The organism is Saccharothrix sp. ST-888, assembly GCF_000955975.1.
Classification (GTDB): domain Bacteria; phylum Actinomycetota; class Actinomycetes; order Streptomycetales; family Streptomycetaceae; genus Kitasatospora.
This window is the reverse complement of record NZ_JYJF01000073.1, coordinates 1-16,089: the sequence shown is the minus strand read 5'-3', so window position 1 is coordinate 16,089 and position 16,089 is coordinate 1. Positions and strand designations below refer to the sequence as shown.

The window sequence follows — 16,089 nt, the reverse complement described above, 5'->3', positions numbered from 1 at the left end:
CCGGATCCGGCACCACACAGCCGGACCGGCCCTCCCGCAGGCTTGGCGGGAGGGCCGGTCCGGTGGGTGCGGCGGGTCAGCCGGTCGCGGTGACGGCGTCGCGGTCCTCGGCGGGCCCCGCCGCGGCCTCGGCCGACGGCTGGCCGGTGGGAGGCATGTGGCGGAGCAGCGCGGTCACCAGGACGGCGGTGGCGAGCAGCAGGGCGGCCGCGATGGTGACCACGGTGTGGAGTTCGGTGGCGAAGGCTTCCCGAGCCGGTGCGAGGAGGGTGTCCGCGACCGTACCGGGTAGATCACGGGCGGCGTCCTTGGCACCGGTGAGGGAGTCCTTCGCCGCCCGGGCGGCATCTGCGGGCAGGCCGTCGGGCATGCTGATGCTGCCGTGGTAGACGGCGGCACCGATGCTCCCGAGGGCGGCGATGCCGAGCGCGAAGCCGAGTTGGCCGCTGGTCTCGTTGAGGGCGGCCGCGGCACCGGCCTTCTCCTGCGGGGCGGTACCGAAGACCAGGCCCATGCCGAGGGTGACGAGCGGACCGGCACCGAGGAAGACCAGGGTGAAGCCGGTGATGAGCACGGCGGGGCCGGAGTCGGCCTGCGCCCTGGTGATCACCAGCATGCCGAGCGTGCAGATCAGCAGGCCGCCGCCGATGAGGTAGGCGGGACGGTAGCGCTGACCGAGCTTGGGAGACACGATGAAGCTGACCGTGTTGGCGAGGATCGCCGGCAGCATCCACAGGCCGGCGTGGAACGGGTCACGGTTGTACAGCAGTTGCAGCGTCTGGGTGACGAAGAACATCACCGCGCCGGTGAGCATGGTGCCGAGGAACATGCTGACCAGGGCGGCCGTGAAGGCGCGGTGGCCGAACAGGCTCAGGTCGAGCAGGGGGTTGGGCAGGCGGCGCTGGCGGTGGACGAAGGCGACGCCGAAGCCGATGCCGACCAGCAGGGCGGCGATGGGCACGGCCTGCCAGCCGTCCCTGGCGATCTCCTTCAGGCCCCAGATGGCGGGGAGGATGGCGGCGAGCGACGCCAGCACGCTGACCAGGTCGAGGCGCCCGGCATCGGGGTTGCGGTACTCGGGCAGGAAGACCGGGCCGAGCACGAGGAGCAGGACCATCGCGGGGACGCCGAGCAGGAACGCGGACCCCCACCAGAAGTGGTCGAGCATGGTGCCGCCGACCAACGGGCCGATGATGGCTCCGGCGGAGAAGCACGCGCCCCAGATGCCGATGGCGGCACCGCGCTGCTTGGGGTCGCGGAACATGGTGGAGATCAGCGAGAGCGTGCCCGGCGCGAGGGTCGCACCGGCGATGCCGAGCAGGGCGCGCGCCGCGATCAGCATGGCGGGGCTGACGGCGTAGGCGGAGGCGATGGAGGCGAGGCCGAAGGCACCGGCGCCGATCAGGAGGAGCCGGCGCCGCCCGATGCGGTCGCCGAGCGTCCCCATGGTGATCAGGAGACCGGCGAGCATGAACGGGTAGATGTCGGTGATCCACAGCTGTTGGACGCTGCTGGCACCGAGGGCGTTCGAAAGGCTGGGCAGGGCGAGCAGCATGACGAAGACGTCAATGGAGACCAGCAGGGTGGGCAGGGCGAGGACGGCCAGCCCGGTCCACTCCCGCCGTCCGGCCCGGGGAGCCGGCTCGCTGGGGGTTTCGGTGTCACTCATCACGGGGTCCTTCCGAGTTGTCGGGGCAGCCGCGCCCCCGGGGAGCGCCATGGCATCCGGGACGTCGGACCCCGCGACGGAATCTCGACATCTGTCCGCGAAACACGAGCGAAAAGCCGCCATCTGGGCTTGGATGTCGAGGGCGGGCCGCCTGCGGCGACGTCTCGGGTGCACGGCACCCGCCAGCGCCAGGGACCAAGGAGTGACGAGATGAAGTACATGCTGCTGATCCACATGAACCCGGTCGTCTGGGACGGCCTGTCCGAGGACGAGAAGAACACGGTCTTCTCCGGGCACGCCACGTTCCAGCAGACCATCCGCGACTCCGGTGAGATGGTGATGACCCAGGCTCTCGCCGATCCGTCCGGCAGCGCGACCGTCCGGGTCCGCGGCGGCCTGCCGGCGGTCACCGACGGCCCGTACCTGGAGGCCAAGGAGTTCCTGGCCGGGTACTACCTGGTCGACTGTGCGTCCAAGGAGCGCGCGGTCGAGCTGGCCGGTCTGATCCCCGACGCCCGGTACACCGGTATCGAGGTCCGCCAGGTCGTCTTCGAATCCGGCATGGAGCAGTGAGCCGATGAACCCCGACGTCCGGGTCGAGGAGCTGCTCCGCTCGCTGGCGCCGCAGGTCCTCGGCGCGGTCGTCCGCCGCTACGGGCACTTCGACACCTGCGAGGACGCCGTCCAGGACGCCCTGCTGGCGGCCGCCGTCCAGTGGCCCGAGCAGGGCGTCCCCGGCAGTCCCCGGGCGTGGCTGATCACCGTGGCCTCCCGCCGGGTGATCGACGGCCTGCGCAGCGAGCAGGCCCGCCAGCGCCGCGAGGCCACCGTCGCCGCGCTCATCCCGGCCGACGAGACGGTGACGCCGGGCCCGGGCGAGGAGCCCAAGGCGGGCGAGCGGGACGACATGCTCACCCTGCTGTTCCTGTGCTGCCACCCCTCGCTCACGGCCGGCTCGCAGGTCGCGCTCACCCTCCGGGCCGTCGGGGGTCTGACCACGGCCCAGATCGCGCACGCCTTTCTGGTCCCCGAGGCGACCATGGCCCAGCGGATCAGCCGGGCCAAGCAGCGGATCAAGGCCACCGGGGTGCCGTTCCGGATGCCGCCGGGGAGCGAGCGCGCGGAACGCCTGGCGGTCGTGCTCCAGGTGCTCTACCTGATATTCAACGAGGGCTACGCCACCACCGGCGGACCCGACCTCCAGCGCACCGAGCTCACCCGCGAGGCCATCCGGCTGACCCGCGAGCTGCACCGGCTGCTGCCCGAGGAGGGCGAGATCGCGGGTCTGCTGGCGCTGATGCTGCTGACCGACGCCCGTCGGCCGGCCCGCACCCGGCCCGACGGCGCCCTCGTCCCGCTCGCCGACCAGGATCGCTCCCGCTGGGACCAGGCCGCGCTCAAGGAGGGACTGTCGCTGATCACCGAGACCCTCCCGCGCACGGTAGCCGGTCCGTACCAGGTGCAGGCGGCGATCGCGGCCGTGCACGGCGAGGCGGCGCACTCCGAGGACACCGACTGGCCGCAGATCCTCGCCCTGTACGGACTGCTGGAGCAGCTCTCCCCCGGCCCGATGGTGACGCTCAACCACGCGGTCGCCCTCGCGATGGCCCGGGGCCCGGCGGCCGGGCTCGAACTGCTCGCGACCCTGGAGGCCGACGGCCGGCTCGCGGGCCACCACCGGCTCGCCGCCGTCCGCGCCCATCTCCTGGAGATGAGCGGCGACCTGACGGCGGCCCGGAGCAGCTACCGGGAGGCCGCCCGGCGCACCGGCAGCCTTCCCGAGCGCCGCTATCTGGAGGCCCGCGCCGAAGTGCTGAAAGCCCGGTGACGGCCGTCAGCCGGCCAGGCCCTGGAGCCGGAGCAGCAGTCCCGGCACATCGGTGGCACTGATGGCGCCGGTGGCGTCGAGGACGGCCTGCCAGGCCGGATCGGAGCAGATCAGTACGGGACCGTCCGCAGGCGAGTCCGGGAGGCGGCCGTGCGAACCGCGGACCCAGGAGGGGTCCAGCGGCACCACGTTCATGGTGTGCCGCAGGCCGAGCTTCTTGCGCGCCAGCCCGACCGCCGCCCTGGCCTTGACCAGCGGGTCCGCCGGGTCGAAGAACAGCTCGGCCGGGTCGTAGCCGGGCTTGCGGTGGATCTCGACGGACCGTGCGAAGTCGGGGGCGCGCGTGTCGTCCAGCCAGTAGTAGTAGGTGAACCAGGCGTCGGGCGCCGCCACGGCCACCAGTTCACCGGAGCGGGGATGGTCGAGGCCGTGCCGGGCCTGCTCCGCCCGGTCCAGGACCTCGGCCACGCCCGGTAGCCGGAGCAGCTGGTCGCGCACCTTCGGCAGGTCCGCCTCGTCGGACACGTAGACGTGCGCGATCTGGTGGTCGGCGACGGCGAAGGCCCGCGAGGCCCACGGGTCCAGGTACTCCATCCCGGCCTGGGTGTACACCTCCAGCAGGCCCTCCCGGCGCAGCTCGCGGTTGATGTCCACCGGGCGGCTCACCGGGGTGATGCCGTACTCGCTGAGCGCGATCACGGTGGCGCCCGCCGCCTCGGCCTGGTCCAGCAGCGGTGCCAGCTCCGCGTCCACCGCCCGGGCGGCGGCGACCGCCTGCGGGGAGTCCGGGCCGAAGCGCTGCAGGTCGTAGTCCAGGTGCGGGACGTAGACCAGCAGCAGGTCGGGCCGTTCGGTGCGCAGGATCCGGCGGGCCGCGGCGATGATCCACCGGCTGGAGGCGAGCCCGGCGGTCGGCCCCCAGTACTGGAACAGCGGGAACGGCCCGAGCTCGTCGGTGAGCCGGTCGCGCAGCGCCGGCGGTCGGGTGTAGCAGTCGGGCGACTTCCGGCCGTCGGCGTGGTAGACCGGCCGCGGGGTGACCAGCAGATCGGTCGAGGCGCCAATGGCGTACCACCAGCAGACGTTGGCCGCCCGGTAGCCGGGATGCCGGACACGGGCGGTCTCCCACACCTTCGGCGCGGTCACCAGCCGGTTGTGCTGCCGCCACAGGTGGATCTCGCCGAGTTCCCGGAAGTACCAGCCGTTCCCGACGATGCCGTGCTCGGCCGGCAGCCTGCCGGTGAGCAGGGTGGACTGCACGCTGCACGTCACGGCGGGCAGGATGGTGCGCAGCGGCGCGTGGCCGCCGCGCTCGGCCAGCCGGGAGAGGTTCGGCAGGTGCGGGAGCAGCCGTGGCGTCAGCCCGACCACGTCCAGCACGATCACCGGCTTCAAGGGTTCACCCGCTCGTCCAGCAACTCGCTTTTCGCCCAGGTGAGTTCTGCGGCGATCCCGGCGACGATGTCGGTCCCTCCGCCGGGCAGGACGGGCCAGGTGTAGGTCTCGACCTCGAGCACCGTCCGGTCCCGGACGGCTGCCACGGCTGCGCGGAGCACCTCGGTCGTGCTGCGCAGTGGGCCCGGCGGTGCGGCGTGCAGCGGGACGTGGAAGTGCACCCGCCAGGGACCCCGGGCGGGCAGCCCGTCCAGCGCCGGTGGCAGGTCGTCGGCCGCGAGCACCTGCCCGGAGGCGTCCAACTCCCTTACCTGGTGCAGATAGCGCGGTTCGGCGTAGTCGGCGAGCAGGCGGCGCGCCGCCGGGTCGGCGGGGTCATCGACGTGCAGCGCCGCCGACGCCTGGATCTTGACCACCGCGAGACCGGCCCGCTCGATCGAGGCCACCGCCTTGTCCGGGTCGGCGAACGAGACGGCCAGGTGGCAGGTGTCCAGGCAGAGTCCGACGTACTCGGGGTCCACCCGGGGGGCGAGCCAGCGCACTGCGTCCGCGACGGTGTCCAGCACGCAGCCCGGTTCCGGCTCGACGGCCAGCCGGATCGGCCGGCCGGCGCGTGCCGAGACCGTACGCAGCGTCTCCTCGGTCCGCCGCAGGGCCTCCTCGGCGGCCCGGTCGGCGGCGGCGGACCAGGGACGGCGCCAGGCCAGCGGCAAGGTGGACAGACTGCCGCTGTCGGCGTCGTCGGGCAGCAGCCCGGCCAGCACGGTCGCGCAGTCGGCGGTGTAGCGCGCCCGGGCGGGTTCGGTCCAGTCGGGGCGGTACACCGCGTGCTTGACCACCGGCTGGTGGAACCCGCCGTAGGGGAAGGCGTTCAGGGTCAGTGCGGCGAGACCGCGGGCCGCCAACTCGCCTCGCAGCTGGCGGAGCAGGGCCGGGTCGGCGGCCAGTTCCGCAGCCGTCCCGGCCGCCAGCCACAGACCGAGCCCGAGCCGGTCGAAGCCGGTGCGCTCGCGGATCGGGGCCGCGAAGCCGTCCAGTTGGCGGAGGATGCCGGGCAGATCCTCCGCCGGGTGGACGTTGGTCGAGTAGCAGAGCCGGGTCATGATCCGCCCCGGAGCACCGAGTTGCCCGCGAAGGAGACCACCTCGACGTCGGCCGGGACGTCCCCGCCGAGCATCAGGTGCCCGCTGCGGCGGTAGAAGTCGACCGGGTTCTGCCAGAGCACGGTGTCCACCTCGGCCGGGGTGAAGCCGGCCGCCAGCATCGCCTGGCCGACCCGGTACGGCTTGAGCGGGTCCGAACGCCCCCAGTCGGCCGCCGAGTTGACCAGGATGCGGGCCGTGCCGTACTCCTTGAGCAGGGCGACCATCCGGTGTTCGTCCATCTTGGTATCCGGATAGATCGAGAAGCCCAGCCAGCAGCCGGAGTCGGCGACCATCGGCGCGGTGACCTCGTTGAGGTGGTCCACCAGGACGGCACCGGGGTCGGCCCCGGATTCGCGGATCACGTCGAGGGTGCGGGCGGTGCCGGCCTTCTTGTCCCGGTGCGGGGTGTGCACCAGCACCGGGAGGTCGTGTTCGACCGCCAGCGCCAACTGCCGGGCGAACGCCTCGTCCTCGGCCCTGGTCATCGAGTCGTAACCGATCTCACCGACCGCGACCACACCGTCCTTGCCGAGGTAGCGCGGCAGTACGTCCAGCACCTCGGCGCAGCGGGGGTCGTTGGCCTCCTTGGGGTTGAGGGCGATCGTGCAGTTGTGGCTGATGCCGAACTGGGAGGCCCGGAAGCGCTCCCAGCCGATCAGGCTGTCGAAGTAGTCGGTGAAGGAGCTCAGGCCGGTGCGCGGCTGGCCGAGCCAGAAGGCGGGTTCGACCACGGCCCGGACGCCGACCACGTGCATGTTCTGGTAGTCGTCCGTGGTGCGGGAGGTCATGTGGATGTGCGGGTCGAAGATCCTCATCGCCGGTCGCCCTCCGCCCGCGGCGGCACGAGTGCCATCAGCACGGTCATGCCGAGCAGTGCGCGCAGATCGGGGCTGATCTCCCGCCCCGCCGCCCGCCGCTCCTCGGCCAGGTCGCGGGCCATCCGCAGCAGCTCGGAGTCGGTGCGGGCGACCAGGTCCGCCACTGCCAGCAGCGTCACACCGGCGAACAGGCACTTCACCACGCCCTGCCGCCACTGTGCCTGGTCGAGGTGCTCGGCCGCGAACGGGCCCATCGCCGCCGCGATCAGACGCGGATCGTTGGTGCGCAGGGCGTCGGCGACCAGCTCCAGGCCGAGCCGCACCAGGGAGTCGGGCAGCAGCGGCAGCGCGCGCAGTACGCCGCGCCGCTCGGCGTCGTCGCCGTGGCGGTAGAGCCGTTCGACCTCGGCCGCCAGCTCCCCGGCGGGCAGCACCTCGGCCAGTGCCGCGAGCAGCCGGGCGCGGGCCTGGTCGTCGACGGTGCCGAAGGCCAGCCCGTGCGGGTCGGTCTCCGGCTGGACCGGCACCCGGCCGACCGCCTGGCCGGCCAGCGGGAAGTACTCGTGGATGGCGGCGGGCTGCTCCCGGATGCGCCGTTCGGCGCCGGCCGGCCAGCCGTTCTGCGGTGCTCGCAGAATCGCCGCCGGACTCCCTCCGTGGACGACGGTGAGCCAGGGGTGTTCCTGTTTGTACGCCATGGTCAACGGTCTCCGATCGTGGATGCCAGCGGTGCACCCGTATGCACCGGCTGAACGGAAACGGTCCTGCGGGCCTGGCGGAGTGCCGCCATGGCCCGCTGTGCGGTCTGCGGTGCGGCGTGGCTGTGCCGGGGCAGTTCGACGGCCGCGACGCCCGCGTAGCCGATCTCGTCGAGGGCGGCCAGGGTGGCCACGAGGTCGAGCCGCCCCTGCCCGAACTCGAGGTGCTCGTGCACTCCCGGGAGCATGTCGTCCAGTTGGACGTTGACCAGCAACCGGCCCGCGCGGCGGACACAGGCGGCGGCGTCGACCGGCTCCACGGCGACGCAGTGCCCGACGTCCAGGGTGATACCGAGCAGCTCGGGCTCACCGAGCTCGCGGCGCAGGTCGAGTGCCTGGTCGAGGTGCTGGACGACCATCCCGGGTTCCGGTTCGAGACCGAGTCGCACGCCGCGGCGCTGCGTCTCGGCCAGCACCGGGCCGAGGTGTTCGACCAGCCGGCGGCGGTTGGTGCGCGGGACCGCCCCCGGCTCGCCCGCGCCGGACCAGAAGGACACGCAGTCGGCGCCGAGCGACTCGGCGATCCGGACGGCGCGCAGCAGGAAGTCGATCCGGGGCCGGGCCGACTCCGAGACCAGGGTGGGGTGGTGCTTGCGGTACGGGTCGAGCAGATAGCGCGCGCCGGTCTCGACGACGCAGCGCAGACCCAGCGAGGAGAGCAGCGCGCCGAGTCGCTCGGTCTCCCGGGCCAGGTCGGATCCGTAGGGGTCCAGGTGGTGGTGGTCGAGGGTGAGGCCGATCGCGGTGTACCCGAGGTCGGCGATCACCCGCAGCGCGTCGGAGAGCCGGTGGTTGGCGAATCCGTTGGTGCCGTAGCCGAGGGCGGGCGCGGTCATGTCGGGCTCCTGCGGGCGGAGAGGCGGCGGGCCGGCGGCAGTGCCGCCAGCACCAGCGCGGCGGCCGGTAGCGAACCGCGCCGCGCGGCCAGTCCGGCCTGCAACGGCACCATGCCGTGGATGCCGGCCACGGTGGCGGCGCGGACGGCCGCCGCCGTGGACGGCGCGGCGTCCGCGGCGAGTTGCGCCCGGCCGGTGGTGCCCGCGTAGCCGAGCGCGCAGAGCCAGGACGCCGTCCGGTGCAGGCCGGAGGGCGCCCGGCCGCCGCAGGTCAGGGCGGTGGCGACCAGGGTGGTGGTGAGGGCCAGCCGGCTGTCGGTTCGGCGTCCGCCGTGCACCTCGCCACGGGACAGCGCGGTCACCCCGAAGGTGTGCGCGGCCATCGCGAGGGCCGGAGTGCGGGCCGCGGTCCAGCGCCCGGCTCCGGCGCCGAGCAGCACGTCCAGGGCGCGGCAGGCCGCCATGGCGAGCGGCGCGGCCGGGGTCGGCTTCAGCACGGTGTTGTACGCCCAGACCGCCCCGGCGAGCGGGACGGCGACCCGCAGCGCGTCACAGCCGCCCGCGAGGGCGGCCAGCGCCAGTCCGGCGCCGCTGAGCCCGGCGGCCGCCGCGAGGGCCGGCCCCGGCGCGATCCGGCCGGACGGGATCGGGCGCTCGGGCCGCTCGCCCGCGTCGACCGCCCGGTCGGCCCAGTCGTTCAGGGCCATGCCGGACCAGTACAGCGCGACCGAGGCGAGCGGCAGCGCGAGCCGCCTGCCCCGCAGCGGCCGCCCGGCCGCCGCCGCTCCGGCCACGGTGTCGCCGAGGACGGTGAGCGCGGCCGGCGCGCGTACCAGCTCCAGCCAGGCGCCCGGCGTGCCCACGGCGGGCGCGCCGCTCATCGGACCTCCGCGATCCGGTCCGCCCAGGCGGCCAGCTCCTGCTCCTGCTGGGCGAGTCGGTGTTCCCCGCTGCCGAGCGGGTCCTTGAAGAAGAAGGCCAGCGCGCCGAGCGGTCCGGACTCTCCGGCCGCGTGTGCGCCCGCCACCAGCCGGGCCAGGTCGAGGACCAGCGGCGCGGCCAGGGCCGAGTCGTAGCCGTCCCAGGTGAGTTGCAGGCTCATCGAGGCGCCGAGGAAGCCCTCGAAGGAGACGTAGTCCCACGCGACCTTGCGTTCGCCGAGGTCGGGTACGTGGTCGATGTGCAGCGGCGCGGTGGCCTCGGTGCCGAGCAGGGCGGCCAGGCCCCGGGTCTTGGCCGCCAGCTTGCCCTCGGCGCGCCCTTCCCGGCCCAGGTTGGCACCGTCCCCGCCGCCCAGCAGGTTGGTCCCGGACCAGGACCGGACGCGCAGGCCGCGGGCGAGGAACATCGGCGCCAGCGCGCTGCGCAGCAGGGTCTCGCCGGTCTTGCCGTCGCAGCCCGCGTACGGCAGCCCGCGGCGGTCCGCCAGTTCGGTGACCGCCGGGATGCGCAGGCCGGGCGAGGGAGTGAAGTCGACGTACGGGCAGTCGGCCGAGAAGGCCGCGTAGGCGGCCAGCGCGCTGGGCGGGAGCACCGGCCGCCCCGGTTCGGCGAGGGCGCGTTCGAGACCGGCCAGGCCGGCGTGCTCGGGCAGCGGCGTGATCGGCGGCTCGGTGGACGAGACGTTGACCACCACGACCCGGTCCAGGTTCCGGCTGCGCCGGAACTCCGCGATGTCGGAGGCGAGTTGCCCGGCCGCCTCGGCCTGGGGGCCCGGACGTCCGGGGTCGAAGCCCGGGCGGATCTCCCGGTCGGCCGCCCGCAGGTCCTCGGCGACCGCCGCCGGGAGCCACCCGGGCAGCACACCGGCGTCGGCGAGGTCCTCGGCCCGCTTGGCCAACGGGGTGGCGACGATGTCGTGGCCGCCGGTCACCAGGTCGGACCAGCCGGGGAAGAGCGCCGGGTCGAGGTCGAGCCGCTCGCTGACGCAGCCGGTGGCCGGGACGAGCCCGGCCCGGAACGCGGAGAGGCCGCAGACGGCCGTGGTGGCCACCGACCCCCGTGCGCCGATCAGCCACAGACCGGTTCTGCCTGCCATCCTGCAACTCCCTTTCCTCAGAGGTGAGATACCGCAGCGTCAGCCGGCGGTCGGCCGGTCCCAGCCCTCCCAGCGCCACAGCCGTCCGGTGCCAGCCTTGGCCTCGACGCCGTGGTCGGTCATCTCGAACTCGCCGAAGTCCAGGATCAGCAGCGCGGTCTCACCCGGTGCGAACCCGACGTCGATCGGCCGGTGCAGCTGCGGACCGGACGGCAGGCCGCGGGTGGACCAGTCGGCCGGGTCGACCAGCAGCAGGTCGCGCCCGAGTTGCGGGCCGCCGGGCGGCATGGTCATCGGGGCCTCGTCACCGAACAGCGTGACCACCAGCTGCCCGGCGAGCGGCGAGCGCGGCGGAGCGACGGCGAACTTGGTGGCCGCCACATGTGCCTCGAAGTCGAGTACCGGCGGCTCGGGGGGCGGGAGTCGGTCGTGGTCGGCCAGGATGAAGGACGGCTGCGGGCCGCGCTCGGGCTTGAACACCGGGTCGGTCACCGGGACGCCGCCGACGAAGTCCGGCCACCCGTACCAGGCGCCCTCGCGCACCTCGAACAACAGGTCGGGTGCGTTGCCGATCGGCCGGCTCCCCCGGTCGTCGGCGCCCTGGTCGACCGCGAGCAGCCGCCCGTCCGGGAGGAATCCGAGCCCGAACGCGTTGCGCAGCCCCCAGGCCACCAACTCCAGGTTGCCGCCGTCGAGATCGCAGCGCATCACCGCCGCGCTGCACGGCAGCCCGGCCGGCACCTGCTGCCCGGGCGTGGTCGCGGTGCCGAACGGGACGAAGGCGCCGGTGGTGGTCCGCGCGCCGGGACGGCCGGCCAGCGGGTCCTCGGTGGTGACGTTGACACCGGTGAGCACCACGTCCAGGCCGGGGACGTCGTACGAGTGCGGGAGCCGTCCCAGCCAGCCGATCTCATAGGCGTCCAGCCCGATGATCCCGAGGTTGGACATCGCCCCCTGCGCGAAGTACAGCTTCCCGTCAGGGCCGGCCACGGCCATGTCGATGTGGTAGTTGCCGGGCCCCGGCATGCCGTCGACGATGACCGTCCGCTGCCCGTCCGGGCCGATCCGGGTGATCCGGCCGGCCCCGCCCTCGGAGGCGTAGAGGCACCCCTGGTGCCAGAGCAGTCCGGTCACCGGAGCGGCCAGGCCGTCGGCCACCAGCACTCGTGACGGAGTGTCGGACCGTGGGTCCAGGCGCCAGATCCGGCCGCCCGGAGCAGCACCCCCGAAGGGGAGTCCGGACTCGGCCAGATACACCCCACCCTTGTCGTCGAAGGCCAGGCTGGTCGGGAAGTCCAGCCCGTCGGCCAGTACGCTCGGTGATGACATCACGGCCCCTCCACGGACGTGCCCACAGGAGATCCGCCCACCGTCAACTGCGGTCGGCGACGGTGGATGTGTAGCAGCGTCCACGAAGCATGGTCAAGAACCGTCCGTGGGCCCGGCAGCGGCCGGACGATCACCGGCGCATCGGATTACTGCGCAGGTCAGACGGTATAAATGAGCCCCAAGGAGCCGACCGGACCGGGCGCGGGACGGCCCGGGTACACCGCACGACGAGAGAAGGGAACAGCGCTCGTGCGCAGCGGTGACGAGGCTCGCGACGGAGCTGCCCGCGGCCGGAGAGGCAGGCGTCGCGGGTGGTCCGGGGCTCAGCCGGTGGGCCCATCAGTCACGCTCGGTAATATCCGGCGATCTCCTCTCCGACGTGTGGCGGACGGTCGCCGGGAAGGGCATCCACTCCCTCCCCGACGGCCGCGAGCTGTCGAGGTTACGGGGGTCCTCGACCGCCGGCGTTTTGGTCCGGCACTGGATAGTCGGCGCCGAGCGCGCGGAAATCGACATCCGCCGGGAAGAAATGTTCGACAGTTCTCCCGCCGCACCGCCCACCGAGGGCCGGTCTTCAAACTCCCGCCTGCCGGGCGGCGTTGGGGCGGCCCTGGAACGCACGCACGACGGCCACCGGCGCGGCATTGGATGCCGGGCCGGTGGCCGTCGTCTCGGGATCAGTGCAAATCAGTACTGAGGTGCGAACGGTCGGGTCAGAGCGAGTACGCGATCAGCTCGGGTACCGGAGAGCCCGAGAGCCCGGGGGCACCCGCGCCGACCAGCAGCAGGTTGCCGCTCACGGCCGGGAAGGCGTTGATGCCGGCCCGCGCGGTGGACGTCCACAGGAGGTCGCCGGTGGCGGTGCTGAAGCCGAAGACCCGGCCGTCGTAGGTGGCGGTGAAGACCACATCGTTGGCCACCGTGGCGGCACCGAGCGCCATCTGCGGCAGGTCGCGCTGCCAGAGCACCTTGCCGGTCGCCACGTCGGCCGCGGTGAGGCCGCCCCGGCCCTTGGCGTTGTCGGGGAGTTCCAGCCCGCCGATGGCGCTGAGCTTGGCGGGCTGGTCGACCCAGGGCACGAAGACCCGCCCGTCCGCGAGCGCCATCGGCGTCTCCACTCCGCCGAGGATGCCCGGCAGGACGGTGACGGGGTCGTTCGGCAGCGGGCCCTCGTCGTTCAGATGGGTGCCGACCGGGAGGGTCCAGAGCGGGGTGCCGTCATCGGCCCGATAGGCGAAGGCCTTGCCCATCTTGCCTGCCACGACCACGATTTCGGTGCGCACGCCGCCGATCTTGGCGGTGGTGATGATCGGCGGGTCCTGGAGGTCGTAGTCACGCAGGTCGTGCGGCGCGGTCTGCTGGTACCAGAGCAGCTTTCCGGTCCCGCTGTCGAGTACCACCAGGCAGTTCGTGTAGAGGTCGGGGCCCGGCCGGCTGCTGCCGTTGGGGTACTCGGGAGTGCCGGGCAGCGGGGCGGGATTGGCGACGGAGAGGAAGATCCGGCCGTGGCCGTCGAGGGCCGGAGCGAACCAGGTGCCACCGCCGCTGTTGATCTCCGGGTGGCCCCACAGATCGCCGTCCTTGACCGTGTTGAAGTTCCACTTCGTCGTGCCGGTGGCGGCGTCCAGCGCGAAGATCGTCCCCATGGAGCCCGGTACGTACTTGCCGAAGGTACTCGGGACGGTACTGATCACGACGGTGCCGTCGTAGACCTGGGGGGCGACATCGATACCGCCCTGGTCGGCGGCGATCAACTCCCGCGACCACACGGTCCGGCCGGTCTTCGGGTCCAGCGCGAAGGCGCCGGTGAACGTAGTGCCGAAGAGCAGGCCGTGCGCGTACGCCACACCGTTCGGCCCGACCGTGGGGCTGTCGAACTCGTGCTTCCAGCGGACCTTCCCGGTCTCCTTGTCCACCGCGGTGACGTCCGAGTCGAGGTTGATCAGGTAGACGGTGTCGCCGGCCACGATCGGGTTGGAGGCCATGATGCCGGCGAAGGTCGGCTTGCCCTCCAGCGGCAGCCGCCACTTGACCTTGAGGTTCTTGACGTTGCGGGAACTGATCGGAGTCCGGGTGGTGGCCCTGGTGTTGGCCGGATCGCCGTTGGAGAGAGCCCAGTCCCGTGAGTACTTCCCGAGGCCGGAGGCTTCCGCGGCCGAGGCGGCCGACGGGCGCGGATCGGCGATGCCGGGCCCGATCGCCAGCGAGAACACGGCCAGCGCCGTGAGCCCGAGCCAGCCGGGTGTGCGGCGTCTGCGCCGCAGCCGGCCGCGGGTGTTCGAAAGTCCGAGGTCGGACACGTCAACTCCGTTTCGTACCTGCGCCGTTGGTCGGCGCCAGGATGTGCAGGATCAGCGCACCCGACGGGCGAACGTCCGGACGTCGCCGACGAACAGCTCGGGCTGCTCCAGCGCGGCGAAGTGCCCGCCGCGGTCGAACTCCGACCAGTGGGTGAGAGTCGGGAGGATCCCCTCGGCCCAGCGGCGGACCGGCCGGACCGCGTCCTCGGGGAACACGGCCACCCCGACCGGCGCGGCGAGCGGCCAGGGGCCCGCCCAGGTCCGGATGAACTCGGTGTCCAGCCGGTTGGATTCGTAGTAGAGCTGGGCACTGGACCCGGCGGAGGCGGTGAACCAGTAGAGCGCGACATTGGTCAGCAGCCGGTCGCGGCTCACCGCGTCCTCGGGAGCCGCCCGCGCCGCCGTCCACTCCTTGAACTTCTCGACGATCCAGGCGAGTTGTCCGACCGGCGAATCGGTCAGGCCGTACGAGAGGGTCTGCGGCCGGGTGGACTGGATCTTCCGCCAGCCGGCTCCGTCCTGCTCGAAGTGCATGGCGAACTGCAGCCGGGCCCGGTCCGCCTCGTCCAGTTGCGCGAACTCGGCCGGGTCCTGCGGCGGGAAGGTGGCGAGCATGTTGAGGTGCACGCCCGCGACGTGCGCCGGATCGGCCAGGCCGAGCTGCAAGGAGATCGGCATGCCCCAGTCGCCGCCCTGCACGACGTACCGTCCGTAACCGAGTCGGTGCATCAACTCGGCCCAGGCACGGGCGACTCGGGCGGTGTCCCAGCCGGCCTCCTGGGGGCGGCCGGAGAAGCCGTAGCCGGGCAGCGAGGGGATCACCAGGTGGAACGCGTCGGCAGGATCGCCGCCGTGGGCCCGTGGATCGGTCAACGGGCCGATCACGTCCAGGAATTCCACCACCGAACCCGGCCAGCCATGGGTGAGGATCAACGGCACGGCGTCCGGCTCGGGTGAGCGCACGTGCAGGAAGTGGATGTCCACCCCGTCGATCCCGGTCAGGAACTGCGGGAAGGAGTTGAGGTGCTCCTCGGCCTTGCGCCAGTCGAAACCGGTGCGCCAGTACTCGGCCAGCTCCTTGAGATAGCCCAGCGGGACACCGCGTTGCCAGCCGGTACCGGGCAGTTCACCGGGCCAGCGGGTCGCCGCGAGCCTGCGGTCCAGGTCGTCGAGGGCTTCCTGCGGAATATCGATACGGAAGGGACGCATGCCAACTCCTCTCAGCGGGACAGTTCGCCGGATCGGGCCGGCGCCGGGGCGGCGGCCGGGGCACCGGCCGGGCGGCGCAGCGAGTGCCGCAGGACGCGCAGCACGGTGCCCGGCCGCATCAGCGCCTCGGGGGCGTCGATCAGCCCGGCCGCGCGGATGAAGGCGGCGGTCAGTTCGGCGTCATGGGTGGCGGCGTGGTGCAGCCGGTTGACGTAGGCGTTGGCCAGGCGGATCTTGGGCGTCCGGTGGCCCTCGACCCCGCGGTAGCCGAGGTCGGCACCGGCCGCGAAGTCCCAGGGTGCGTCGACGACGGCGGCGACCTCCGTGAAGAACTGCCGCGGGTTCGGCAGTGCGCCGCGCCGCAACCCCTCGCGCAGCGCGAGCGCTTCGAGCGCGGCGACGGTCATGCCCTGCCCGTAGACCGGATTGAAGCTGCACACCGCGTCGCCCATCACCAGGAAACCACCGGGGAACCGGGACAGCCGCTCGTAGTGGCGCCGCACACTGGCGGGATACTTGAACATCACCGCGTCGTCGATGGGCTCGGCGTCCCGGATCGCCCGGTGGATGTCCGGCACCGGCAGCGACCGCGCGTACGCCAGGAAGCCCTCGGGATCGGTGGGCGGGTGGTCGCCGAGGACGCCGGTGAGCGACAGCTCGACCCGGTTGTCCTCGCCGGGCAGCCGGTAGAAGAACGCCCCGCGCGGGTGCGCCGGGGTGGCCACCGGGATGATCGCCAGGTCGTCGCCGAACGGGTCTGCGTC

The 16,089-nt window shown here is 72.9% G+C and carries 11 protein-coding genes and 2 pseudogenes; 2 read left to right on the top strand and 11 right to left on the bottom strand.

Features of this window, described 5'->3' with window-relative positions; genetic code table 11:
* Nucleotides 1–76 precede the first annotated feature (76 nt).
* Nucleotides 77–1,669 carry an MFS transporter gene (locus tag UK12_RS21850; protein ID WP_045304777.1) on the bottom strand — a complete coding sequence of 531 codons (1,593 nt, stop codon included), beginning with the start codon at nucleotides 1,667–1,669 and terminating at the stop codon, nucleotides 77–79.
* 210 nt (nucleotides 1,670–1,879) lie between these two features.
* Between UK12_RS21850 and UK12_RS21845 the strand changes: the two genes are divergently transcribed.
* Nucleotides 1,880–2,242 carry a YciI family protein gene (locus UK12_RS21845; protein ID WP_045304776.1) on the top strand — a complete coding sequence of 121 codons (363 nt, stop codon included), beginning with the start codon at nucleotides 1,880–1,882 and terminating at the stop codon, nucleotides 2,240–2,242.
* Between the two features lie 4 nt (nucleotides 2,243–2,246).
* On the top strand, nucleotides 2,247–3,497 hold the full coding sequence (locus tag UK12_RS21840) for an RNA polymerase sigma factor (protein WP_045304775.1): 1,251 nt from the start codon (nucleotides 2,247–2,249) through the stop codon (nucleotides 3,495–3,497).
* Nucleotides 3,498–3,503: 6 nt separating this feature from the next.
* On the opposite strand, the gene UK12_RS21835 is transcribed toward UK12_RS21840, so the two are convergent.
* The 10 genes and pseudogenes from UK12_RS21835 to UK12_RS41525 form a co-directional block, all read right to left on the bottom strand.
* Nucleotides 3,504–4,892, bottom strand: a complete 1,389-nt coding sequence (locus UK12_RS21835) for an alkaline phosphatase family protein (RefSeq protein WP_045304774.1) — start codon at nucleotides 4,890–4,892, stop codon at nucleotides 3,504–3,506.
* The gene (gene eboE, locus UK12_RS21830) at nucleotides 4,889–5,995 is read right to left on the bottom strand and encodes a metabolite traffic protein EboE (RefSeq protein ID WP_045304773.1); all 1,107 of its coding nucleotides are present in this window, start codon (nucleotides 5,993–5,995) and stop codon (nucleotides 4,889–4,891) included. Before eboE ends, UK12_RS21835 begins: the two co-directional genes overlap by 4 nt.
* Nucleotides 5,992–6,852, bottom strand: a complete 861-nt coding sequence (locus UK12_RS21825) for a TatD family hydrolase (RefSeq protein WP_045304772.1) — start codon at nucleotides 6,850–6,852, stop codon at nucleotides 5,992–5,994. The genes eboE and UK12_RS21825 overlap by 4 nt, the downstream gene beginning before the upstream one ends.
* Nucleotides 6,849–8,449, bottom strand: a pseudogene (locus UK12_RS45095) (EboA domain-containing protein). Before UK12_RS45095 ends, UK12_RS21825 begins: the two are co-directional and overlap by 4 nt.
* Nucleotides 8,446–9,330 carry an SCO3242 family prenyltransferase gene (locus tag UK12_RS21810; protein ID WP_045304771.1) on the bottom strand — a complete coding sequence of 295 codons (885 nt, stop codon included), beginning with the start codon at nucleotides 9,328–9,330 and terminating at the stop codon, nucleotides 8,446–8,448. The pseudogene UK12_RS45095 and the gene UK12_RS21810 overlap by 4 nt, the downstream one beginning before the upstream one ends.
* Nucleotides 9,327–10,487 carry an inositol-3-phosphate synthase gene (locus tag UK12_RS21805; RefSeq protein WP_045304770.1) on the bottom strand — a complete coding sequence of 387 codons (1,161 nt, stop codon included), beginning with the start codon at nucleotides 10,485–10,487 and terminating at the stop codon, nucleotides 9,327–9,329. The genes UK12_RS21810 and UK12_RS21805 overlap by 4 nt, the downstream gene beginning before the upstream one ends.
* A 39-nt stretch (nucleotides 10,488–10,526) precedes the next feature.
* Complete coding sequence (locus UK12_RS21800) at nucleotides 10,527–11,816, bottom strand: PQQ-dependent sugar dehydrogenase (protein ID WP_045304769.1); 1,290 nt, start codon at nucleotides 11,814–11,816, stop codon at nucleotides 10,527–10,529.
* A gap of 713 nt (nucleotides 11,817–12,529) precedes the next feature.
* Entirely contained in the window at nucleotides 12,530–14,116 is a 1,587-nt protein-coding gene (locus UK12_RS21795; protein ID WP_045304768.1) for an outer membrane protein assembly factor BamB family protein, read from the bottom strand.
* A 51-nt stretch (nucleotides 14,117–14,167) separates the two neighbouring features.
* Nucleotides 14,168–15,325: an epoxide hydrolase family protein gene (locus UK12_RS21790; protein ID WP_045304767.1), complete on the bottom strand. Its 1,158-nt coding sequence runs from the start codon at nucleotides 15,323–15,325 to the stop codon at nucleotides 14,168–14,170.
* A gap of 11 nt (nucleotides 15,326–15,336) precedes the next feature.
* Nucleotides 15,337–16,089 (bottom strand): annotated as a pseudogene (locus UK12_RS41525) (FAD-binding monooxygenase); the annotation flags it as partial.